This is a genomic window from Enterobacillus tribolii, assembly GCF_003363015.1.
GTDB classification, from domain to species: Bacteria; Pseudomonadota; Gammaproteobacteria; order Enterobacterales; family Enterobacteriaceae; genus Enterobacillus; species Enterobacillus tribolii.
Genome location: NZ_QRAP01000011.1, coordinates 1 through 23726, shown reverse-complemented (window position 1 = coordinate 23726; position 23726 = coordinate 1). Strand labels below are relative to the sequence as shown.

The 23726-nt window shown below is 55.3% G+C and carries 21 protein-coding genes and 1 rRNA gene; 14 read left to right on the top strand and 8 right to left on the bottom strand.

Annotated elements, in window-relative coordinates; genetic code table 11:
- Positions 1–39 precede the first annotated feature (39 nt).
- The 10 genes from glnL (at position 40) to C8D90_RS18670 (ending at position 12291) form a co-directional block, all read left to right on the top strand.
- Positions 40–1089: a nitrogen regulation protein NR(II) gene (gene glnL / locus C8D90_RS18710; protein WP_115459990.1), complete on the top strand. Its 1050-nt coding sequence runs from the start codon at positions 40–42 to the stop codon at positions 1087–1089.
- Between the two features lie 34 nt (positions 1090–1123).
- Complete coding sequence (glnG, locus tag C8D90_RS18705; protein WP_115459989.1) at positions 1124–2539, top strand: nitrogen regulation protein NR(I); 1416 nt, start codon at positions 1124–1126, stop codon at positions 2537–2539.
- A gap of 145 nt (positions 2540–2684) precedes the next feature.
- Positions 2685–2807: a YshB family small membrane protein gene (locus C8D90_RS22020; protein WP_147291388.1), complete on the top strand. Its 123-nt coding sequence runs from the start codon at positions 2685–2687 to the stop codon at positions 2805–2807.
- Positions 2808–3000: 193 nt separating this feature from the next.
- Positions 3001–3981: a glyoxylate/hydroxypyruvate reductase GhrB gene (gene ghrB, locus C8D90_RS18700; protein WP_115459988.1), complete on the top strand. Its 981-nt coding sequence runs from the start codon at positions 3001–3003 to the stop codon at positions 3979–3981.
- Positions 3982–4104: 123 nt separating this feature from the next.
- Positions 4105–6174 carry an alpha-amylase gene (locus C8D90_RS18695; protein WP_115459987.1) on the top strand — a complete coding sequence of 690 codons (2070 nt, stop codon included), beginning with the start codon at positions 4105–4107 and terminating at the stop codon, positions 6172–6174.
- A 158-nt stretch (positions 6175–6332) separates the two neighbouring features.
- Complete coding sequence (locus C8D90_RS18690) at positions 6333–7991, top strand: putative transporter (protein ID WP_115459986.1); 1659 nt, start codon at positions 6333–6335, stop codon at positions 7989–7991.
- 208 nt (positions 7992–8199) lie between these two features.
- The gene (locus C8D90_RS18685) at positions 8200–8952 is read left to right on the top strand and encodes a sugar phosphate isomerase/epimerase family protein (protein WP_115459985.1); all 753 of its coding nucleotides are present in this window, start codon (positions 8200–8202) and stop codon (positions 8950–8952) included.
- A 2-nt stretch (positions 8953–8954) separates the two neighbouring features.
- Complete coding sequence (locus C8D90_RS18680) at positions 8955–9902, top strand: sugar kinase (RefSeq protein WP_115459984.1); 948 nt, start codon at positions 8955–8957, stop codon at positions 9900–9902.
- Between the two features lie 118 nt (positions 9903–10020).
- Complete coding sequence (locus C8D90_RS18675; RefSeq protein ID WP_115459983.1) at positions 10021–11313, top strand: MFS transporter; 1293 nt, start codon at positions 10021–10023, stop codon at positions 11311–11313.
- Between the two features lie 3 nt (positions 11314–11316).
- Positions 11317–12291: an NAD(P)-dependent oxidoreductase gene (locus tag C8D90_RS18670; RefSeq protein ID WP_115459982.1), complete on the top strand. Its 975-nt coding sequence runs from the start codon at positions 11317–11319 to the stop codon at positions 12289–12291.
- 42 nt (positions 12292–12333) lie between these two features.
- Here C8D90_RS18670 and hemN read toward each other — a convergent pair whose 3' ends face one another.
- Entirely contained in the window at positions 12334–13707 is a 1374-nt protein-coding gene (hemN, locus tag C8D90_RS18665) for an oxygen-independent coproporphyrinogen III oxidase (RefSeq protein WP_115459981.1), read from the bottom strand.
- Between the two features lie 180 nt (positions 13708–13887).
- Positions 13888–14415: a Der GTPase-activating protein YihI gene (yihI, locus tag C8D90_RS18655; RefSeq protein WP_115459980.1), complete on the bottom strand. Its 528-nt coding sequence runs from the start codon at positions 14413–14415 to the stop codon at positions 13888–13890.
- Positions 14416–15109: 694 nt separating this feature from the next.
- Between yihI and yihA the strand changes: the two genes are divergently transcribed.
- Positions 15110–15757: a ribosome biogenesis GTP-binding protein YihA/YsxC gene (gene yihA, locus C8D90_RS18650; RefSeq protein WP_115460071.1), complete on the top strand. Its 648-nt coding sequence runs from the start codon at positions 15110–15112 to the stop codon at positions 15755–15757.
- Between the two features lie 186 nt (positions 15758–15943).
- On the opposite strand, the gene C8D90_RS22575 is transcribed toward yihA, so the two are convergent.
- Positions 15944–15991 (bottom strand): spot 42 RNA, inhibition of DNA synthesis, encoded by a 48-nt coding sequence (locus C8D90_RS22575; protein WP_071892919.1) that lies wholly within the window; start codon positions 15989–15991, stop codon positions 15944–15946.
- A gap of 163 nt (positions 15992–16154) precedes the next feature.
- Positions 16155–18947, bottom strand: a complete 2793-nt coding sequence (gene polA / locus C8D90_RS18645) for a DNA polymerase I (RefSeq protein ID WP_115459979.1) — start codon at positions 18945–18947, stop codon at positions 16155–16157.
- 470 nt (positions 18948–19417) lie between these two features.
- Between polA and C8D90_RS18640 the strand changes: the two genes are divergently transcribed.
- Positions 19418–20320 (top strand): acyltransferase, encoded by a 903-nt coding sequence (locus C8D90_RS18640; RefSeq protein WP_115460070.1) that lies wholly within the window; start codon positions 19418–19420, stop codon positions 20318–20320.
- 49 nt (positions 20321–20369) lie between these two features.
- Here the strand turns inward: C8D90_RS18640 and dsbA are convergent, their stop codons facing one another.
- The 3 genes from dsbA to C8D90_RS18625 are packed head-to-tail and all read right to left on the bottom strand — an operon-like array spanning position 20370 to position 22288.
- Positions 20370–20996, bottom strand: coding sequence for a thiol:disulfide interchange protein DsbA (gene dsbA / locus C8D90_RS18635; RefSeq protein ID WP_115459978.1), 627 nt, complete (start codon positions 20994–20996; stop codon positions 20370–20372).
- A 27-nt stretch (positions 20997–21023) separates the two neighbouring features.
- Positions 21024–22013 carry a serine/threonine protein kinase gene (locus C8D90_RS18630; protein WP_115459977.1) on the bottom strand — a complete coding sequence of 330 codons (990 nt, stop codon included), beginning with the start codon at positions 22011–22013 and terminating at the stop codon, positions 21024–21026.
- 5 nt (positions 22014–22018) lie between these two features.
- Entirely contained in the window at positions 22019–22288 is a 270-nt protein-coding gene (locus C8D90_RS18625; RefSeq protein WP_115459976.1) for a YihD family protein, read from the bottom strand.
- Positions 22289–22455: 167 nt separating this feature from the next.
- Between C8D90_RS18625 and mobA the strand changes: the two genes are divergently transcribed.
- Together mobA and mobB are read left to right on the top strand one after the other, a co-directional pair.
- A complete protein-coding gene (gene mobA, locus C8D90_RS18620) occupies positions 22456–23040 on the top strand; it encodes a molybdenum cofactor guanylyltransferase MobA (protein ID WP_115459975.1) in 585 nt (194 codons plus the stop codon).
- A complete protein-coding gene (gene mobB, locus C8D90_RS18615; protein WP_115459974.1) occupies positions 23037–23546 on the top strand; it encodes a molybdopterin-guanine dinucleotide biosynthesis protein MobB in 510 nt (169 codons plus the stop codon). The genes mobA and mobB overlap by 4 nt, the downstream gene beginning before the upstream one ends.
- A 91-nt stretch (positions 23547–23637) precedes the next feature.
- Here the strand turns inward: mobB and rrf are convergent.
- A 5S ribosomal RNA gene (gene rrf / locus C8D90_RS18610) occupies positions 23638–23726 on the bottom strand; the annotation flags it as partial.

Genomic DNA, 23726 nt, shown 5'->3' with positions numbered 1-23726 from the left:
TAAATTCAATTGCACCAAAACAGTGCAGGAGTCTGCGGTATGGCAACAGGCACGCTGCCCGATGCTGGGCAGATTCTCAATTCATTGATCACCTGCGTTCTGGTTCTGGAGCGCGATCTCACCGTTCGCTACGCGAATCCCGCTGCCCAGCAACTGTTGGCGCAAAGTTCGCGCAAGCTGTTCGGCACGCCGTTGCCGGAGCTGATCGGTTACTTCTCGCTTAACACGGCGATGATGAACGACAGCCTGAACGCAGGTCAGGGCTTTACCGATAATGAAGTCACCCTGGTGGTGGACGGCCATGCCCACATCATGACGCTGACCGCCCAGTTGCTTGAAGAAGGCTTCATCATGCTGGAAATGTCGCCAATGGACAGCCAGCGCCGCCTGAGCCAGGAACAGCTCCAGCATTCACAACAGGTTGCCGCCCGCGATCTGGTGCGCGGCCTGGCGCATGAAATCAAAAACCCGCTGGGCGGATTACGCGGCGCGGCGCAGCTGCTTGCCAAAGCACTGCCCGATCCGGCGCTGACCGAATATACCCGCGTGATCATTGAACAAGCCGACCGGCTGCGCAATCTGGTGGACCGGCTGCTCGGCCCCCAGCATCCGGGAAAACGCATCACCCTGAGCATTCATCAGGTAGTGGAACGGGTTTATCAGTTGGTGGCGCTGGAAATGCCGGAGAACGTCAGCCTGGTCAGGGATTACGATCCCAGCCTGCCGGACCTGACTCTCGATCCGGAGCAAATCGAGCAGGTGCTGCTGAACATCGCGCGCAACGCCTTACAGGCGCTGGGCGGGAACGGCGGCACCATTACGCTGAGAACCCGCACGGCGTTCCAGCTTACCCTGCATGGCGAACGTTATCGCCTGGCGGCGCGCATCGACATTGAAGATGACGGCCCCGGCATTCCGGCCAGCCTGCACGACACATTGTTTTACCCGATGGTCAGCGGACGCGAAGGCGGCACCGGGCTTGGCCTGTCGATTGCAAGAAGTTTGATCGATCAGCATCAGGGAAAAATAGAATTTAACAGTTGGCCGGGTCATACCGAATTTTCGGTTTATTTGCCGATACGCAAATAGAACCCGCCGCGGATAAAAGAGTGATGAGGTGGCTATGCAACAGGGGATAGTCTGGATTGTTGACGATGACAGCTCCATTCGCTGGGTGCTCGAACGCGCGCTGAACGGCGCCAATCTGGCCTGTGAGGCGTTCGAAAACGGGCAGGAGGTGCTGGAAGCCCTGGCAACGCGTACGCCGGACGTTTTGCTGTCGGATATTCGTATGCCGGGCATTGACGGGCTGGCGTTGCTAAAACAAATCAAGCAGCGTCATCCCATGCTGCCGGTGATCATCATGACCGCGCATTCCGATCTGGACGCCGCAGTCAGCGCCTATCAACAGGGCGCTTTCGATTATCTGCCCAAACCGTTCGACATTGATGAAGCGGTGGCGCTGGTTGAGCGCGCTATCAGCCATTACCAGGAACAGCAGCAGCCGGCACGCAGTAATCAGCCGGTCAGCAACCCTGCCACGGACATTATCGGCGAAGCGCCCGCGATGCAGGACGTGTTCCGCATCATCGGCCGGCTGTCGCGTTCGTCCATCAGCGTGCTGATTAACGGTGAATCCGGCACCGGCAAAGAGCTGGTGGCGCATGCGCTGCACCGCCACAGCCCGCGCGCCCGGCAACCGTTTATCGCCCTGAACATGGCGGCAATTCCCAAAGACCTGATTGAGTCCGAGCTGTTCGGCCATGAGAAAGGCGCGTTCACCGGCGCCAATCAAATCCGCCAGGGCCGTTTCGAACAGGCGAACGGCGGCACCCTGTTCCTTGATGAAATCGGCGACATGCCGCTGGACGTACAAACCCGCCTGCTGCGCGTGCTGGCCGACGGCCAGTTTTACCGCGTCGGCGGCTATGCGCCGGTACAGGTAGATGTCCGCATCATCGCGGCGACCCACCAAAACCTGGAGCTGCGCGTGCAGGAGGGGAAATTTCGCGAAGATCTGTTCCACCGCCTGAACGTGATCCGCGTCCATTTGCCCCCGTTGCGCGAACGTCGCGAGGACATCCCGCGCCTGGCGCGCTATTTCCTGCAGGACGCGGCCAGGGAACTGGGCGTGGAAGCGAAAATCCTTCACCCCGACACCGAGCAGGCGTTAACCCGCCTGCCGTGGCCCGGCAACGTGCGCCAGCTGGAAAACACCTGCCGCTGGCTGACGGTGATGGCCGCCGGGCAGGAGGTGCTGATACAGGATTTACCCGGCGAACTGTTCGAAACCACCGTGCCGGAAGCGCAGGGGCAAAGCTCTCCCGATCACTGGTCATCCCTGCTGGCGCTCTGGGCGGAGCGCGCCTTGCGCTCTGGTCATCAGGATCTGTTATCAGAGGCGCAGCCGGAAATGGAGCGCGCGCTTCTTACCACCGCGTTACGCCATACGCAGGGCCATAAACAGGAGGCTGCCCGTCTGTTGGGCTGGGGGCGAAACACCCTGACGCGCAAGCTTAAAGAGCTGGGCATGGAGTAAAAAGAAAAATATTTGTGTGATTTGCGTAAATAGTTCGTTTCATCATGATAGAAACACAATCAAGCGCACAAAAAAACGCCAGTGCCGCTCTTTACAGGGCGGTATGCCTCAGTATGATCGTCTGCGGTAATCAGGGAGAAATATGATGATCGATTCATTGCTGGCTATGGTTTCCCATGGCTCTGAAATCAGTGCGGCAGCCGGGCATTCCTCACAGACTGCGATTGCGGCAGTATTGTGCGCTGCGCTGTTCAGTTTTTTCAGCTAATAGCATTCATTCAAACGAAGCATATTAACGGTATGCTTCGTTTACGCTAACCGTTAATATTTCCTTTTGTTCTTTATTTTCACTTTATTATTCCTTTTTTTACCTCATCCCATTGAACGCTTCGCCGCCATGGCTGCTATTATCAATCATTCGTGTTTATTCCCGATTGCTGATGTTTTGCCAAGGAGCTGTCATGAAGCCTGCCATCGTAGTGTATAAAGCCCTCCTCCCCACAGAGCTGCGCCACAAGCTGGATGAGCACTTTTCCGTTACCGCCTTTGATGAACTCTCATCCGCCACTTACCCCGCATTCCTGCAGGCCCTGCAAAACGCCGAAGGGTTGCTCGGCGCCGGCGGAAAAATCGATGCCGACCTGCTGGATAAAGCGCCGTGCCTGCGTGCCGCCTCTACCATCTCCGTGGGTTACGACAACTTTGACGTCGCAGAAATGACCCGGCGCGGCATCGTATTAATGAATACGCCGACGGTTCTGACGGAAACCGTCGCCGATACCCTGATGGGCCTGGTTCTGGCTACGGCGCGCCGTATGACCGAGCTGGATGCCTGGATCCGCGCCGGCGGCTGGAAAGAAAGCATCACGCCGCCGTATTACGGTCACGATGTACACCATAAAACCCTGGGCATTCTGGGCATGGGCCGCATCGGCACGGCGCTGGCCCAGCGGGCGCACTTCGGCTTCGGCATGCCGATTCTGTATCACAGCCGTTCGCGCCATCAGGAAGCGGAAACCCGTTTCTCCGCCCGTTACTGCGATCTGGATACGTTGCTCGGGCAGGCCGATTTTGTGTGCATCATTCTGCCGTTAACGCAGCAAACCCATCACCTGATCGGGCGCGAGCAACTGAAGAAAATGAAGCCCGGCGCGATGCTGATCAACGCCGGACGCGGCCCCATCATTGATGAAAAAGCGCTGATAACGGCGTTGCAGGACGGCACGCTGTCCGCCGCCGGGCTGGACGTATTCGAGCAGGAGCCGCTGCCCGCCGATTCTCCGCTGATGACCCTGCCCAATGTGGTACTGCTGCCGCACATCGGCTCCGCCACGCATGAAACCCGCTACGGTATGACAGCCTGCGCCGTGGACAACCTGATCGCCGCATTGCACGGAAACGTTAAAGAAAACTGCGTCAATCCTGAGGCGCTGAAAAAGTAAGTCATCGGAGCCGGGCCGCCGGCTCCCTCCTTCGTCCGCCTACGCCCCCTGCGGGGAGGATTTCATTCGTGCAAATTCAGGCACACTGAGTCAATCTCCCTGACTCTGCCCGGATGGTGCCCTATGAAACGTTCTGCGCTCTGGTTGGCTTTGTTCACTCCCGCCGTGTTTGCCCAGTGGTCCGCTCCGCCGTTCGGCGCATTTACCGAAAGTCCGCCGGGGGTGTTCAGCACACAAACAATGCTGAATAAGGGAGCATTTCCACTGCGCCTTAAACTGGGCGATGCCTGCTGGCAGCCCACGGATGCAGTAAAGCTGGGTGAGACGCTCTCCCTGCAACCCTGCGCAAACGGCGAAGCGCCGCAATGGCGGATATTCCGCAACGGCGTCTATCAGGCACGCATCGATACCCGCAGCGGAACGCCGACGCTGTCCCTCAGCGTACAGCCGCTGCCGGACGAGAAGACCGCCGCCGCAAGCGTGGCTGAAACCTGCCCGCGCGGGAACGGCGGCCCGATAACCGTGGACGTTGGGCATACCTTCGCCGACGGCGAGCGCGTGCGGGATTTCTATTCCGGGCAGACGACCACCGTTGAAGCAGGCCGGATCACGCTGACGCCCGACGCCCGCAGCGGCGGTCTGCTGCTGCTGGAATCCGCCGCGACGTCGCAGGCTGCGCCCTTCAGCTGGCACAACGCCACGGTCTATTTCGTCCTGACCGATCGCTTCCACAACGGTAATCCGGCCAACGATCACAGCTATGGACGCCGCAGCGACGGTGAACAGGAAATCGGCACCTTTCACGGCGGCGATCTGGCCGGTCTGACGGAGAAACTGGATTATCTGCAACAGCTCGGCGTGAATGCCCTGTGGATCAGCTCTCCGCTGGAGCAAATTCACGGCTGGGTCGGCGGCGGCAGTAAAGGCGATTTCCCCCATTACGCCTACCACGGTTACTACCCGCTGGACTGGACCCGGCTGGATGCCAATATGGGCACGGAACAGGCTCTGAAGAACCTGGTTGAACAGGCGCACCGGCGCGGCATCCGTATTCTGTTCGACGTGGTGATGAACCATACCGGTTACGCCACGCTGGCGGATATGCAGCAGTTTAACTTCGGCGCGCTCTACCTGAAGGGCGACGGGATCGCTAAAACCCTTGGGCAGCATTGGGGTGACTGGCGCCCCGGCAAAGGCCAAACCTGGCACAGCTTCAACGATCTGATCAATTTCAATGACGCTGACGCCTGGAGCCGCTGGTGGGGCCACGCCTGGATCCGATCGGATATCAGCGGCTACGATGCGCCCGGCTATGACGACCTCACGATGTCGCTTTCCTTTCTCCCGGACATCAAAACTGAATCCACCTCCGCCAGCGGCCTGCCCGCATTCTACCGCAACAAACCCGACACCGCCGCGCGGGAAATCCCCGGCTATACGCCGCGTGATTACCTGACGCACTGGCTGAGCCAGTGGGTGCGGGAGTACGGCATCGACGGTTTTCGTGTCGATACCGCCAAGCACGTTGAAAAAGCGGCATGGCAACAGCTCAAAACCCAGGCGACACAGGCGTTGGCGGCATGGAAAAAAGAGAATCCGCAACAGGCATCGGACGCTTCCGCATTCTGGATGACAGGGGAAGCCTGGGGCCACGGCGTGATGAAAAGCGATTACTACGCCGCAGGCTTCGACGCCATGATTAATTTCGACTTCCAGGACCAGGCCGCCCGGGCGCTTCCCTGCTTTGCGAACATTGACGACACATACCGTCAGATGGCGGAAAAACTACGGGACTTCAACGTGCTGAGCTATCTCTCCTCGCACGATACCCGCCTGTTTTTCCATGATGATGCGAGGGGGGATCTGGCACAGCAAATGCGCGCTGCCGATCTGTTGCTGCTGGCACCCGGCGCAGTACAGATCTTTTACGGCGATGAGTCCGGCCGGCCATTCGGCCCCACCGGTTCCGACCCGATTCAGGGCACGCGCTCGGATATGAACTGGCACGATACGGAGAATAGCTCTGCCGCGCTGGTGCGGCACTGGCAAACGCTCGGGCAGTTCCGCGCCCGGCATCCGGCCATTGGTGCGGGGGCGCAGCGTTCATTCCATGAAAATGCGTATTATGCGTTCAACCGGCAAACGCCGGATGACAAAGTGCTGGTGGTCTGGCGCGGCAGCACCACGAAGTGATTGATTCATAAAATTCCAGTGTGAGCGGAAACGTGTCAATAATCCCTGCGATCTGTGGCACACGCCACAGCAACCCGCAGGGAAATCCTGAATGATGTTAGGGATTTTCGGCTTTGTTACGCCGTTTCGTTCAACTTTGACGCAAGGACGTTTTTACAATGAGCGATATCGCCCTTACGGTGAGTATGCTGGCGCTTGTTGCCGTATTAGGTCTGTGGATTGGTAACTGGCGTATCTATGGTGTCGGATTGGGGATTGGCGGCGTTCTGTTCGGCGGCATTATTGTCGGCCATTTCGCGCAGATGTATCAGCTGACGCTGAACGGCGACATGCTGCACTTCATCCAGGAATTCGGCCTGATCCTGTTCGTTTATTCCATTGGTATTCAGGTTGGCCCGGGCTTTTTTTCCTCCCTGCGGGTATCCGGGCTGCGGCTCAACGGGTTCGCCATCCTGATGGTGGTGATGGGCGGACTGGTTACCGCCGTGATCCATAAGCTGTTTGATGTGCCGCTGCCAATCATTCTTGGCGTCTTCTCCGGCGCCGTAACCAACACACCGGCGCTGGGCGCAGGCCAGCAAATCCTGAGCGATCTGGGCTCCGACCCGGCGCTGATAGATAAGATGGGGATGGGCTACGCCATGGCCTACCCGTTCGGGATTTGCGGCATTCTGCTGGTGATGTGGCTAATCCGGGTCTTTTTCCGCGTCAACATCGAGGCCGAAGCCAAAGATTTCGACGAGCATAACGGCCAAAGCCATGAACTGCTGCAAACCATGAACATTTCGGTGAGCAACCCCAACCTGCATGGCCTGACCATCGAACAGATTCCGATGCTGAATGAAGACAGCGTGGTCTGCTCACGCCTGAAGCGCGGCGAACATCTGATGGTGCCCTCATCGTCCACGGTGGTCGAAATGGGCGATTTGATCCATCTGGTCGGGCTACGTGCCGATCTGGAAAGGGCTCGGCTGGTAATCGGTGACGAAGTCGACGTCTCGCTGTCAACCCGCGGCACGGAGCTGCAGGTCAGCCGCGTGGTGGTGACCAACGAGCAGGTGCTGGGCAAGAAAATCCGCGATCTGAACCTGAAACAGAAATATGACGTGGTGGTTTCCCGCCTTAACCGCGCCGGCGTAGAACTGGTAGCCAGCAGCAATGCCACTCTGCAATTCGGGGATATCCTGAACCTGGTCGGCCGGCCGCAGTCCATCGACGCCGTCGCGGATATCGTCGGCAACGCCCAGCAAAAACTGCAACAGGTGCAGATGCTGCCGGTATTTATCGGTATCGGCCTTGGCGTGCTGTTAGGCTCCATTCCGCTGTTTATCCCCGGTTTCCCGGCGGCGCTGAAGCTGGGGTTAGCCGGCGGGCCGCTGGTTATCGCCCTGATTCTTGGCCGTATCGGCAGCATTGGCAAGCTGTACTGGTTTATGCCGCCCAGCGCCAACCTGGCGCTACGGGAACTGGGCATCGTGCTGTTTTTGTCCGTGGTGGGCCTGAAGTCCGGCGGGAATTTCTTTGACACCCTGCTGCACGGCGACGGCCTAACCTGGATCTTATACGGCGTATTCATTACCGCCATTCCGCTGCTGACCGCAGGCATTCTGGCGCGCATGGTGGCCAAAATGAACTATCTGACCATCTGCGGGATGCTGGCCGGCTCCATGACCGATCCGCCGGCGCTGGCCTTCGCGAATAACCTGCACGCCACCAGCGGCGCGGCTGCGCTTTCCTATGCCACGGTGTACCCGCTGGCGATGTTCCTGCGTATTATGTCGCCACAATTACTGGCCGTGATCTTCTGGGCTATGTAGCCCCTATCCGGGGCCGTATGGCCCCGGTTTTCCCCTTGTTTCCTTCCTTTTTCAGCAATTATTGCCACAGTTCACACTTTTGTTTCCTCTCTCTTGCATCCCGTGATGCAGATCATAAATCCACCATTTATCGCTTTTTTATGGAACCGGTTCCAAATACTTTATTCCTAAGCAATCAGGTGATCTTTTAATCACCAGGGAGAAAAAAATGCATCAGGAAATCGTTGTTGTAACTGCCGCCTACGGGTGGGATACCGTAAAAAGACTGGGAGGACAGGCCGCGCTACTGCCGGTGATTGCCGCTTCCGGCGCGGACGGCGTTGAAATCCGCCGTGAGCTGATGGATGAACAGGATCTGGCAGCGCTGCCGGCGTTGGCCCGGCAAATAGAAGCGTTGAATCTGTTTGCCGTGTACTCCGTTCCGGAAGGGTTGTTTGACGAAGCCGGCAATCTCAACGCCCATCTTGCCGCCCGTCTGGAAGAAGCCGCGCAGTTGAAGGCCCGGGTAATCAAATTCTCCCTCGGGCACTACCGTCCCGGCTTTAACTTTACCGGCCTCAGCGCCCGGCTGGCGCAAAGCCCGGTACAACTGGTGGTCGAGAACGACCAAACGCCTGACTGCGGCATCCTCTCGCCGCTGAATGCCTTCTTCGCGGCGGTCAATGACTGTCATTGTCCGATCCGGATGACGTTCGACATGGCTAACTGGCACTGGGTAGGTCAGGACGCCGTCCAGGCCGCACAAACCTTAGGAGATACCGTCGGCTATATTCATGTAAAAGCCGCCTGCCGCAACGACAAAGGCTGGTGCGCCGTTGAACTGGATAACAGCGACGGCAGCTGGAAGCCCCTGCTTGAAATGCTGCCGGGCAACGTGATGCGCGGTATCGAGTTCCCCCTGCAGGGCGACGACCTGACTGCGGTAACCCGCCATTACGTAAACTTACTGCGAGCACACTGATTATGAATACATCTGCATATCCTCTGGACGTTATTACCTGCGGTGAAGCCATGGCGATGTTCGTGGCACAGGAAACCGGCGATCTGGCTGAGGTGAACCACTTCACCAAACGCATCGCCGGCGCGGAGCTGAACGTCTCCATCGGCCTGTCGCGCCTGGGGTTGAACGTTGGTTGGGTCAGCCGCATCGGTAACGATTCGTTTGGCCGCTTTACGCTGGAAACCCTGAAGAAAGAAGGCATCGACAGCCGCGGCGTGACCGTTGATGACGCGTTTCCAACCGGCTTTCAGCTGAAATCCAAAGCCGAAAATGGAACCGATCCCAAAGTGGAATATTTCCGTAAGGGATCGGCCGCCAGCCACCTGTCCGTCGCCGATTTCGACCGCGCCTACTTTGCCGGCGCGCGCCACCTGCACCTGAGCGGCGTAGCCGCCGCGCTGTCGCCGGAATCGCTGGCGCTGAGCAACCATGCCGCCGCAGAAATGCGGGCAATGGGCAAAACCATTTCCTTCGATCCCAACCTGCGCCCGGTGTTATGGCCCAGCCAGCAGGTGATGTGCGAAAAACTCAACGAGCTGGCATTCCAGGCTGACTGGGTGTTGCCCGGCCTGAAAGAAGGCCAGATCCTGACAGGCCGCGATACCCCGGAAGCCATCGCCGACTTCTATCTGGAGCAAGGGGTGCGCGCCGTCATCATTAAGCTTGGCGCCGACGGCGCCTGGTTCAAGACCGCGGATGGCCACCAGCAGCACGTTTCTGCGGTACACGTCGCGCACGTGGTGGATACGGTCGGCGCCGGCGACGGCTTCGCCGTGGGCGTCATCAGCGCCCTGCTGGAGGGTAAACCCCTGGCGGATGCCGTTATGCGCGGCAATAAAATCGGTGCGCTGGCGGTACAGGCCATCGGCGACAGCGAAGGATTACCGACCCGGCAGCAGCTGGGCGAATAACAAAACGCGACGGATAACAACACAGATACGTCTTTCTCTGGCCCTACAGCCACCGGACGACACCGTAAAACCGCGTATCATGGCAAAACGCCGCGATACGTTCTGAAGGATGACAGCCATGAATACAACGAGTCTTGCCCCAAAACGTTGGTGGTACCTGATGCCGGTGATCTTCATCACCTACAGTCTGGCCTACCTCGACCGCGCTAACTTCGGCTTCGCCTCTGCGGCCGGCCTGAACGATGACCTCGGTATCACCAAAGGCATGGCCTCCCTGCTGGGAGCCCTGTTCTTTCTCGGTTATTTCTTCTTCCAGATCCCCGGCGCTATCTACGCCGAGCGCCGCAGCGTGCGCAAACTGGTATTCTGGAGCCTGATTCTGTGGGGGATGTGCGCCACCCTGACGGGGATTGTCAGCAATATTCCCGCCCTGGCCACCATCCGTTTCGCGCTTGGCGTGGTGGAAGCGGCGGTTATGCCGGCCATGCTGATTTATATCAGTAACTGGTTCACCAAAGCCGAACGTTCGCGCGCCAACACCTTTCTGATCCTGGGGAACCCGGTCACCGTGCTGTGGATGTCGGTGGTCTCCGGCTACCTGATTCAGGCTTACGGCTGGCGTGAAATGTTCATCATCGAAGGTTTCCCGGCGGTTATTTGGGCCTTCTGCTGGTGGATTCTGGTCAAAGATAAGCCTGAAGAGGTGAAATGGCTTTCCGACGCGGAAAAAGGCGCGTTGCAGGCTCAGCTGCAGAAAGAGCAGGAAGGCATCAAGGCGGTACGTAACTACGGTGAAGCGTTCCGTTCCCGCAACGTCATCATCCTGTGCGCACAATATTTTACCTGGAGTATCGGCGTTTACGGCTTTGTTCTGTGGCTGCCTTCGATTCTGCGTCACGGCACCAACATGGGAATGGTCAAGGCCGGTTGGCTGTCAGCCGTACCGTACCTGGCGGCAACCATCGCGATGATCGTGGTTTCCTGGGCGTCCGATAAAATGCAGAACCGTAAGCTGTTTGTCTGGCCGCTGTTGTTGATTGGCGCATTGGCTTTCATCGGTTCCTTCCTGGTCGGTTCAGAAAACTTCTGGTTGTCTTATGCCCTGCTGGTCGTCGCTGGCGCGGCAATGTATGCACCGTATGGCCCGTTCTTCGCCATCATTCCTGAAATGTTGCCGCGCAACGTCTCCGGCGGCGCGATGGCGCTGATCAACAGCATGGGCGCGCTGGGTTCATTCTGCGGCTCCTGGTTCGTGGGATACCTGAACGGCGCAACGGGTTCACCGTCTGCCTCCTACGTGTTCATGGCCGTTGCCTTACTGGCCTCCGTATGGCTGACCATTATCGTGAAACCGACACAGTCACAGAGCGCCACCCCGGCTGGCTCTGATTTACAGCCCCAGGGGAAATAAGTCATGAAACAGTCTGTTGTGTTATACAAAAAAATTCCGCCCGATTTGCAGCAACGGTTGGAACAACATTTTGAGGTGCGTTTTTTTGACGGCATCAAAGCAGAAAACCGCGAGCAGGTGATCCACGCCCTGAGTGATGCGGCCGGAATGATTGGCGCCAGCGTACCGGTGCGAGCGGATCTGCTGGATCACGCCCCGCATCTCAGGGCGATATCCACGATTTCCGTCGGTTACGATCAGTTCGACGTAAGCGATTTGACCCAGCGGCGCATCGTGCTGATGCACACGCCGACGGTATTGACGGAAACCACGGCCGATACGGTCTTCACCCTGATTATGATGACCGCGCGCCGCGCGCTGGAAATGGCGGAAATGGTCAAGGCCGGTAAGTGGCAGCGCAGCATCGGCAGCGAGAGCTACGGCGTTGACGTGCACGATAAAACCATCGGCATTCTGGGCATGGGCCGTATCGGCGCCGCCGTGGCCCGTCGCGCACACGCCGGATTCGGCATGAAAGTGTTGTACTGGAACGATATGCCCAACCCGCGCGTGGAGCAGGCCTATGCCGCCCAGCGCTGCGAGCTGGAGCCGCTGCTGGAGCAGGCGGATTTCGTTTGCATCACGCTGCCGCTCACCGATCAAACCTACCGGCTGATTAACGCGCAGCGTCTGGCACAGATGCGGCCGGAAGCTATCTTGATTAACGGCGCCAGAGGGAAAATCGTCGATCAGGCCGCGTTGATTGAGGCACTGAAAAACGGCACCATCCGCGCCGCCGGTCTGGATGTGTTCGAGGTGGAACCTCTGCCGGCAGATTCAGAACTGCTGAAGTTACCGAACGTGGTCGCGTTGCCGCATATCGGGTCGGCAACGCATGAAACGCGCTACAACATGGCGGCCTGTGCGGTGGATAACCTGATCACCGCCCTGACGGGCGAGGTGCGGGAAAACAGCGTCAACGGGCATCTGTTGCGCTGAATGAGGAATAGCGGCCATACCCAAACGGGTATGGCCGCCTTATCAGATCACGCGGGAGAACTGCTTCTTCCGCGCCTGATTACGCAGATAAACGTCAAAACACATGCAGATATTGCGAATCAGCAAGCGCCCGCGCGGCGTTACCTGAATGCCGCTGTCGCTCACTTCCACCAGCCCGTCCCGCGCCAGCGGCGCAAGCAGCTCCAGATCTTCGGCAAAATAATCGGCAAAGCTGATGTGATAATCCCGCTCGATCGGGGCGTAATCCAGACGGAAATTGCAAATCAGCCCTTTAATCACGTCACGACGCAGGCAGTCATCGTTCGTCAGGCTCAGGCCTTTCCACAGGGCGTGACCGTGATCGATAACATCGGCGTAGTACTCTTTGAGCACCTTACGGTTTTGCGCATAGCTGTCGCCGATCATGCTGATCGCCGATACGCCCAGCCCCAGCAGGTCGCTGTCGCCCTGCGTGGTGTAGCCCTGGAAGTTACGGTGCAGTTTTCCTTCGCGCTGGGCCACGGCCAGTTCATCGTCGGCGTGGGCGAAATGGTCCATGCCGATAAACTGGTAGCCACCGCCGGTCAGCGTGGCGATGGTCTGTTGCAGTATCGTCAGTTTGTCATCGGCCGAAGGCAGATCCGCATCCTTGATTTTGCGCTGGGCGGCAAACAGCTGGGGCAGATGTGCATAGTTGAAAACGCTGAGGCGATCCGGATTAAGCTCAATCACCCGTTGCAGGGTATAACCGAAGCTCTCCGGCGTTTGTTTCGGCAGTCCGTAAATCAGGTCAATGTTGGTTGAACGGAAACCGACAGCCTTCGCCCGGTGGATCAGATCAAAAATGAACTGTTCATCCTGCTCGCGGTTTACCAGCACCTGAACGTCTTTGTTGAAGTCCTGCACCCCCATGCTCAGGCGGTTGAAGCCTTCCGCACGCAGGTGGTCCAGTACGTCCAGCTCGATTTCACGCGGGTCGATCTCAATAGACAGTTCAGCATCCGGCTGGAAGTCAAAATGCCCGCGCAGCAGCGTCATAAGGCGCGAAATCTGGGCTTTGCTCAGGTACGTTGGCGTGCCGCCGCCCCAGTGCAGCTGGGTTACTTTGCGCCCGGAAAACAACGACGCGCGTTGTTTGATTTCCAGCTCCAGCCGATCGAGATATTCATCCGCTTTATGCGTCTGGCGGGTAACGATTTTATTGCAGCCGCAGAAATAGCAGAGTTTATGGCAGAACGGGATGTGTACATACAATGACAGCGGACGTTCAGGGTAACGGGCTACCGCCCGTGCGAACGCGGCCTCATCAAAATCCTCGCTGAACTCCAGCGCGGTGGGGTACGAGGTATAACGCGGCCCGGAATAGTTATATTTTTGAATCAGGGCCAAATCCCAGACAATTGCCTGTTCCGACATGCATCACTCCTTCCGATTGGTTCGCCTCCCTGACCGGAAGCCGGAGTGCGGCTGACGGTGTTTCAGGGCGGCATTGCGCCAGCGCGTTTTGCGCTGCGACAACCGCCACAGTTTACCTAATAACCACACCATATAACACGTCAGCAGCAGGGCTATCAGCGGGATCGTCCAGGTCACGCGTTAAAATACGTCTTTCGGGTTACCACGTCTGAGCAGTTGCATGATGTCTTCTTCCTTCTCTTCGTCTTCTTCATCATCATCCAGCTCAATGCCCAACTCTTCCATCAGCGCATCGATGCGATCCAGCATGTCATCCACGTATTTCTGCTCTTCCTGGTTCAGCGTTTCCTCGTTTTCCAGGCGCTCCAGCAGGGCATCCAGGCGCGGATCGTTCTCCAGGCGGGCCAGCTCTTCTTCCGGCGTCAGGCGTCTGGCCTTTTCAACCGGCGCTTTCGGCTGCACGGTGCGCGGCGCATCGGCAATCAGCGGAACAGGAACTTTACTGCCCAAACGCGGATCGCGGGCAGCACGGCGACCGCCGGCATTATCCGCCGCGTCGTCTGCGTTATTGCGGGAACCCGCTTTATTGCCGCGGTGCTTTTTCAGCCGCTTGCGATCGCGCCCTTCCAGATTCAGCTCCTGACGGGTTTTCTTCTTTTTGCCGGACGCCGGTCCTCTGGACTTCGGCACTTTGTGTGTTGGTGTCATAGTATGTGTGCTCTTAACGCTTAACAGGGATGATTCAGCATAGAATTGCGGCGGAATCTAACAGAAAGCAGACAAAGAAAAAAGGCGACAGTCAACGCTGTCGCCTTAATTTTACACCTTACTAAGAAGGATATTCTTTACATTCCATCCATGAATGCACGCAACATCCCGGTTTTTCCCTTTGCTGTTTTGCTTCCTGCGTCCTCTTCCTGAGGCTGAGCCTTTCCCTATTTCACTCACCGGCTCCGGTGAAACCACTCTATCCTGAGTGTATATTCCCTGGTGACATTATCCGTATGTCACAGCCTGTTCCCTGGCTTGATTCCTGTGCTCATTAGTGCGATCCTGCACTTTCCCTGAGCTATGCCATCCTGACACTGTCTTCCCAAGCGTTTCCCTTGCTGTGTGGTCTACTTTAGCGATAAGCCCTTTTTTAACAAGGGTCTTTAGGCGGCAAAAAACGTTTTCTATTTGACCTGTTTTTTTAATTCATTGATATAAATGAATTAAAATAATAAACCCTACAAATTAAAGCGAAATATCCAAAGCAATACATAGCAAATGTCTTACACGGATACACGCTCCGGGATTACGGATTTTACCCAGGATAAATCGCGTCGTATTTATGCTTCTTTTTCTTTCAGCCCGGTTATAATCCCCGGCAGAAATCCCGTTGTGATTGGAGACGAAAATTTTGACGACTAAAACGTATAACTATCATGTGACCCATTTCGTCACCAGCGCGCCCGACATCCGCCACCTTCCTTCCGACAGCGGCATTGAAGTCGCTTTCGCCGGGCGCTCAAACGCCGGAAAATCCAGCGCCCTCAATACGCTGACCAACCAGAAGAGCCTGGCCCGCACCAGTAAAACGCCGGGCCGTACCCAGCTGATTAACCTGTTTGAAGTGGCCGAAGGCGTTCGTTTGGTCGATCTCCCCGGCTACGGTTACGCGGAAGTACCGGAAGAGATGAAGCGCAAATGGCAGCAGGCGCTGGGTGAATATCTGCAAAAACGTAACTGCCTGAAAGGACTGGTGGTGCTGATGGATATCCGCCATCCGCTGAAGGAATTGGACCAACAGATGATTCAGTGGGCCGTGGACGTAAGCCTGCCGGTGCTGATTCTGCTGACCAAGGCCGATAAGCTGGCATCCGGCGCACGCAAATCCCAGCTCAATATGGTGCGCGAAGCCGTACTGCCTTTTATGGGCGACATACAGGTGGAATACTTTTCATCACTGAAGAAGACAGGCGTGGATAAACTGCGCAATAAGCTGGACTACTGGTTCAGCGAGCTTGAACCGGAGCCGGAAGCCGGGGAAGACGCTCAGGGCGAATAGCGTTCTATAACGTTACCCGATTTCAGAATACTTCTTTTCTTACCGGTGCGTCATTCCGCCGCACCGCACGCCATCCGGCATGATCTTTTCATTTATCAGGAAAAATCCGCCATCAGAAGTCTTGTTTCAATTTTTTGTTTATACAAAAAAAACGCCCCAGTCATAAAAGACTGGGGCGGCTAATATTCAGCCAAATCCGATTACGTGAAGTAAAAGGTCTGAAAGATAGAACATCTTACCTCTGTACCCTACAGAAGTAACTGTACAACATTTTTACGGCAGGTAAAACCTTTTTTGTACTTTACTTACAAAATACTGCACATTAAAACAGCACCAACGGCGTGAATGGCGCTATTTTATGTAGCTAAATTACATAATCAAGCCCTTACGCCACTAATCAGTGAGCCTGATCCCAGTTTTCTCCGACCCCGACATCCACTTTCAGTGGAACCGCCAAACTCATGCTCTGTTCCATCAGAACGCGGATCTTTTCAATAGCCTCATCAACCCTGGATTCATGAATCTCAAACACCAATTCATCATGAACCTGCATAATCATGCGAATGTCGTCATGCTGTTGATCCAGCAGCCAGGCATCAACGGCAATCATTGCCCGTTTGATGATATCCGCTGCCGTTCCCTGCATCGGCGCATTGATTGCCGCGCGTTCAGCGCCTTTACGGCGCATGGCGTTGCGTGAATGAATTTCCGGCAGGTAGAGGCGGCGACCGTCCAGCGTTGAAACATAGCCCTGCTCCGTGGCCTGCTGGCGGGTTCTTTCCATATAGGCCAGCACGCCGGGATAGCGCTCAAAGTAGAGATCCATATAACGCTGCGCCTCGCCACGGGCAATACCGAGCTGACGGGCAAGGCCGAAAGCGCTCATGCCATAGATCAGGCCGAAGTTAATGGCTTTGGCGCTGCGGCGCTGTTCACCGGTAACGCTTTCCAGCGGTAATCCGAAAACCTCCGCCGCCGTCGCCCGGTGAATGTCTTTACCGGCGGCGAAAGCGTCCAGCAAGCCTTTGTCGCCGGAAAGGTGCGCCATAATGCGCAATTCAATCTGGGAGTAGTCGGCAGCAACAATGCGAAACCCCTGCGGCGCGATAAACGCCTGACGGATACGCCGCCCTTCATCATTACGCACCGGGATATTCTGCAGGTTGGGATCGCTGGACGACAGACGCCCGGTTGCGGTAACCGCCTGATGGTAAGAGGTATGCACCCGGCCGGTCGCCGGATTAATCATCTGCGGCAGCTTATCAGTGTAAGTGGTTTTCAGCTTAGCCAACCCGCGGTATTCCAGAATCACCTTCGGTAATTCATAGTCCTGCTCGGCCAACTCCACCAACACTTCTTCATTGGTCGATGGCGCGCCGCCCGGCGTTTTCTTCAGCACCGGCAGCTTCTGTTTTTCAAACAGAATGGCCTGCAACTGCTTGGGAGAGGAAAGGTTGAACGGCTCGCCGGCCACCTCGTGCGCCTGCTTTTCCAGCTCATCCAGACGTACCGCCAGCTCTTGCGAGTGTTTGCCCAAAATCGTGCTGTCGATCAGTACCCCGATACGCTCCATACGCGACAAAACCGGCACCAGCGGCATTTCAATTTCAGTGAAGACCTTTTTCAGCCCCGGCTCAGCTTCCAGCTTCGGCCACAACGCCTGATGCAGTTGCAGAGTGACATCCGCATCTTCCGAGGCATACGGCCCCGCCTGCTCCAGCGCGATTTGGTTGAAGGTCAGCTGACCTTTACCTTTGCCGGCGATATCTTCGAACGAGATGGTCTTATGGTTCAGATGGCGTTCGGCCAGGCTGTCCATATCATGGCGGCCTGCCACGCTGTCCAGCACATAGGATTCCAGCATGGTGTCAAAAGCAATACCGCGCAGGGTAATGCCGTAATTCGCCATGATGCCCTTATCGTATTTCAGGTTCTGCCCGACTTTCAGCAGCGCGTCATCTTCCAGCAACGGCTTGAGTTTTGCCAGCACCTCATCGCGGGACAATTGATCCGGCGCATCCAGGTAGTCATGCCCAACAGGAATATAGGCCGCTTTCCCCGGCGCGGTGGCAAAAGAAAGCCCCACCAGGTTTGCCGTCAGCGTATCCAGTGAATCGGTTTCCGTATCGAAAGCAAACAGCGGCGCGGATTTCAGCTCGGCAATCAGGCTGTCCAGCGCTTTCTCATCCAGAATCGTTTGATAATCGTCCTGAGACAGCACGGCTTCGACGCCGTTTGGTTCAACGGCGGGCGCCTTCGCGCTGCCTGCCGCGGGCGCTGCGCTCTTACCGTTGCCGCCCAGCCAGGAACCCCCTTCTGCGTCCGCCAGCCAGCGTTTAAATTCGTAGCGGGTAAACAGATCAACCAGCACTTCCGTATCCGCTTTACGCAGCGCCAGATCGTCACAGGCGACGTTCAGCTCAACGTCCGTTTTGATCGTCGCCAGCTTATAGGAAAGCTCGGCCATTTCCCGGTTCTGCTCCAGCTTGGCGCCCATAGTTTTCGCGCCACGAAAACTGAGCTCCGCCACCTTACTCAGATCGGCATAGATTTGTTCGATGCTGCCGATACCCTGAAGCAACGCCTGAGCCGTTTTCTCGCCAACGCCGGGCACGCCCGGGATGTTGTCGGACGAGTCACCCATCAGGGCCAGGAAATCGATAATCAACGACGGCGGTACGCCATACTTTTCACAAACTTCATCCGGCCCGAGGATGGTGTTATTCATGGTGTTGATCAGCGTGATATCCGGCGTAACCAACTGCGCCATATCTTTATCGCCGGTACTGATCAGCACGTGGCGCCCGGCTGCCGCCGCCGATTTAGCCAGCGTGCCGATGACATCATCCGCCTCAACCCCGCTGATGACCAGCATGGGAAACCCTGCCGCTTCCACCATCTTGTGCAACGGCTCGATCTGCATACGCAGATCGTCCGGCATCGGGGGACGGTGGGATTTGTATTCTGCAAACAGCTCATCACGAAAGGTTTTTCCCTTGGCGTCAAACACCACGGCAATATGGCTGGGGTGATACTGGAGCATCAGGCTGCGCAGCATGTTCATCACGCCGTACATCGCGCCGGTAGGCTCTCCCGCTTTGTTGGTCAGGGGAGGAAACGCATGGTATGCACGGTAGAGGTACGACGATCCATCAACGAGGATCAAAGGATTTTCAGCAATCTGGGCCATAATCTGTCTTTGTCATGAGTGTTGTCCTTGCCGTTAAGGATGCCACACCTTGTGGCAAGAGACGAACTTTCACAGGGAATTTGTGATTGTTTTTCCATAGATCCACACGATCTTCATAAGCTGTGGATAACTTTGTGCACAAAACTGCAATCAAATGGCAACTTTCTATATCTACGCGCTTTCCTATTTAAAAATTTCTTTTTTTTTAAAAGATTAAATTAAAATTGATCCAGGTGACGATAAGTTGAACACCCTATGCTTATGTGGATAATAGTTTACTTACGCACGCTTTAATGTCGGCAAAATTCGTTTCAGTGTATTTTTTATCAACAACGAAAGGGCCGAATTACTCCGTCACAACTTAATAGGTCCGATGTCAGGGGAAATGCTGTCCAATATTTCCTCTTCTGTTAAAATCGCCCCCTCTCTCTAATGACGAAAAAACACGAAAACAACTGATGCCGGCATTGATTACCAGGATTTTGACACCTCTCATTTTTTTGCTGACCTCCGTACTGGCGGTAATTGTCACGATCCTGTGCTCCATCCCCATCATCCTGGCCGGCATAATAAAAATCCTGCTGCCCATTCCGAAGGTGTGGCGTTATATCTCTTCATTTGCCGACAAGGTAATGTGGTGCTGGTGTCAGGGATTATCCCAGCTGATGAAGTTCAATATCGACATGAAATGGGATGTGGATGGGCTGGGCGGGCTCAGCAAAAAGAATTGGTATTTGTTGATCAGCAATCACAAAAGTTGGACCGACATTGTCGTTCTGTGCGTTTTGTTCCGTAACCACATTCCGATGAATAAATACTTCCTTAAACAGCAGCTGGCCTGGGTGCCTTTTGTCGGGCTTGCCTGTTGGGCGCTGGACATGCCGTTCATGAAGCGCTATTCCCGCAGCTATTTACTCAAACATCCGGAACTGCGCGGTAAGGATATTGAAACCACGCGCCGCTCCTGCGAGAAATTCCGTCAGCACCCGACGACGATCGTAAATTTTGTCGAAGGCTCCCGCAGCACGGATGCAAAAATTATCAAGAGCAACTCGCCCTACCGTAATCTTTTACCGCCGAAAGCCGCCGGCATCGCTTTTACGTTAAGCACGCTGGGAGAACAATTTGACCGGGTACTGAACGTTACGCTGGTTTATCCGGAGAATGAGCGCCATCCTTTCCGCGATTTATTACTTGGCAGAATGAAACATATCGTAGTAAGAATTGAAACGTTGCCCGTAACGGCCGGTATGCATGGCGACTATTTTAACGACAAGTCGTTTAAGCGGCAGTTCCAGCTGTGGCTGAACAACCTTTGGCTGGAAAAAGATCGGCTGATTGATAAATTAAGAAAGCAATATTCAGTACAGTGATACATAAAAAAACCGGGAAATCCCGGTTTTTTTATGCTGCTTTTGCCAATTACTTCAGCGTCAGCAGGTATTTCACTACGTTGGAAAATTCAGCCACGTAGTTGTCGATAGATTCTGTATCCAGTCCGTCGTTTTTCACCATGTATTTACCATTGACGAAAATAGCCGGAACACCGCGCAGTTGCAGCTCCTCAGCCGCTTTCTCCTGCTGAACGACCAGAGACTTCACGACAAAGCTGTTCAGCGCCGCATCGTACTCTTCACCGCTGATACCGGCGTTTTTGACAAACACATCACGGATATCATCCGGAGTACGGATGGTTTGCGTTTTCTGTACGCCTTCAAACAACGGAACGGTGATTTTATCTTCAACGCCCAGCGCAATGGCTACAGCCCATGCCTGGGTCATTTGTTTACCCAACGGCCCAAGAAACTCCACGTGATATTTGGTCATTTTCACGCCTTCCGGCAACGCTTTTTTCACCGCGTCGGAAATGTGGAAAGTCTCTTCAAACTGGTAGCAGTGCGGGCAGTAAAAGGAGAAGAACTCCAGTACCTGCGGTTCGCCCACTACAGCTTTGTCTAGTTTTACATACTGTTTTCCTTCGGAAAACTGGGCTGCGGAGGCACTGAAAGCCATTGCGATACCCACTAACGCCAACCAAATTTTTTTCATAATCCAAACTTCTCCATCATCATAAATTTAATACATCGGCATTAGCTGCAACGGCGGAGCCTGTAACAGCTTAACCTGCTCCCGAAACGCGGCGATTTGCTTCAGCCAGAAACCTTCGTCCGTCATCCAGGGAAAGCTTTTAGGAAACGCGGGGTCCTGCCAGCGGCGGACGACCCACGCAAGGTAATGAATCATGCGCATTGCGCGTAAAGGTTCGATCAAGCGTAGTTGCTGTTGATCGAAATCAGCAAACTCACCGTAAGCCTCTAAAAGAATATCCAGTTGCACCAATTGATCGCGGCGCTCTCCGTGCAATAGCATCCAAAGATCCTGCACCGCCGGGCCATTACGCGCATCATCCAGGTCAACAAACAACGGGCCGTCACGCCACAGGATATTCCCCGGATGGCAATCACCATGTAAACGCAACGCCGGCCAGTCCGTCTGCCAAAATACGCCTATTTCGTTAATCAGCCCGTCCAGCGCAGCCAGGAAGCCGGCTTTAAGCCCCGACGGGATCAACGCCGTCTCATCAAGCGTGATACGCGGCTGACAGACATACTCCTGAAGCCCGAGAGTTGGTCGCTGCTCAAAACACCGCCGCTGCCCTACCTGATGGATACGCCCCAGAAAACGCCCGACCCACTCAAGCTGATCTTCATTGTCCACTTCATACTGGCGCCCGCCCATGCTGGGAAACAACGCAAAGGCATAGCCGGCAAAATGGTGCAGCGTGTTTTCCTGCAGCACCAACGGAGCCACGACCGGAACCTCGTCCGCCGCCAGTTCAGCAGCAAACTGGTGCTCTTCCCGTATTTGCTGTTCGCTCCAGCGCTCCGGCCGGTAGAACTTCACCACATAGCGGCGACGCTCTTCATCCATTAGCTGAAAAACCCGGTTTTCAAAACTGTTCAGTTCGGTAAGGCCGGAGTCTACACGGATACCGGTACTTTCAATGGCATCAAGAATAGTGTCGGGGGTGAGCGTATGAAAGTTAAAAGCCGGGCTGCTATTCATAATATTCAGTCTTTGATAACGCCGCGGGCACGCAGCAATGCGGTTTTGAAGTCTTCCTCATAGTCTTTCTTCAATCCCGGGATTGCTTCCGTTTTTTCGGCATTACGCATCTTCAGGTGATAGATTAAAATATCATCCGTCAGATCGGCGAGTTCTCCTTTATAGCCGGCCTCATCAGCCAGTTTTTGGACAAACTGAACCAGGTTCAAATCAGGTTCCTGCTGCCAGGCTGGGTGAATCAATTCAATCAGTTCATTAAGACGATGGCATTTCATTCTCATTTTCTCCCTGGATGCCTGCTGGGCTGTAAAATTAGCAGGCATAATCTACCAAAGATAGTGTCTGTTGGTGTAACGCTTACTTTTTACAAACTATTACACTGTGCATACATAAAAGTAAGCGCTACTTAATAGATGATGAAGAAAAACGAAAGGTTTCAACCATGAAGAAGATTGACGGCGTGATCCTGGCCGGTGGGCAGGCGACGCGCATGGGAGGGGCAGATAAGGGGCTGATACAGCTAAACGGACGGCCGCTGTATCGCTATGTGCTCGACGTACTCGCTCCGCAGGTTCATAACATCGCCATAAGCGCCAATCGCAATCAGGCGCTTTACAGCGAGTCCGGCATCCATGTATTCAGCGATACGCTGCCCGGATTCTTCGGCCCGCTGGCCGGGATGTTGAGCGGCCTGGAATCTATGCAGAATGAATGGGTTGCCTTCGTGCCTTGCGACGTTCCTTTCGTTCCCGCCGACATCGTCGAACGTCTGTGGCAGGGGAGAGATAACGCTCTGGCCGCGTATATTGATGACGGAGAGCGCAGTCATCCTACAATAGCCTTGTTACATCGCTCTCTTGCAGCGAATTTACGCCATTATCTTGAACAAGGTGAACGTAAGCTGATGTTATTTCTGGAAGGTGAAGGGGCTAAGCGGGTAACCTATCCCCGTCCTGAGTGCTTCATCAATTTCAACACCCCGGAGGATTGTCTGCGGGTAGAACAACAGCTACGGAATAAATCGTGAAAAAACCACCGTTATTGGGAATTGCCGCATACAGCGGGACCGGGAAAACCACGCTGCTGAAACGTTTGATTCCGTTACTTAATGCCATGGGAGTTCGTATCGCCCTGATTAAGCATACTCATCATGATATGGATGTAGATACGCCGGGCAAAGACAGCTACGAGCTACGTAAAGCCGGAGCGGAACAGACGCTGGTCGCCAGCGATAAACGCTGGGCGTTGATGACCGAAACACCGGAACAGGAGCCACTGGATCTGCAGTTTTTGGCATCAAGGATCGACCCGGCACGCTGTGATTTAATTCTGGTCGAAGGGTTTAAGCATGATGCCATTCCCAAGATTGCGTTATACCGCCAGAGCGTTGGGAAGCCGTTTGCTGGTGTTATTGATGAAAACGTTATCGCGCTTGCCAGCGAGACTAAGCAGGAAAGTAATATTCCTCAGTTAGATATCAATCAGCCTGAAACCATCGCGGCGTTTATTCATCAATGGCTGAAAACGCGATAGGAGATAATTTATCTCCTTCTTTTTTGAAGCGTTTTTCAAATACCTAAACGCAAAAACCCCGGCCTTCCGACCGGGGTTCTCACTGATAAAAGCCTGGCAGTTCCCTACTCTCACATGGGGAAGCCCCACACTACCATCGGCGCTACGGCGTTTCACTTCTGAGTTCGGCATGGGGTCAGG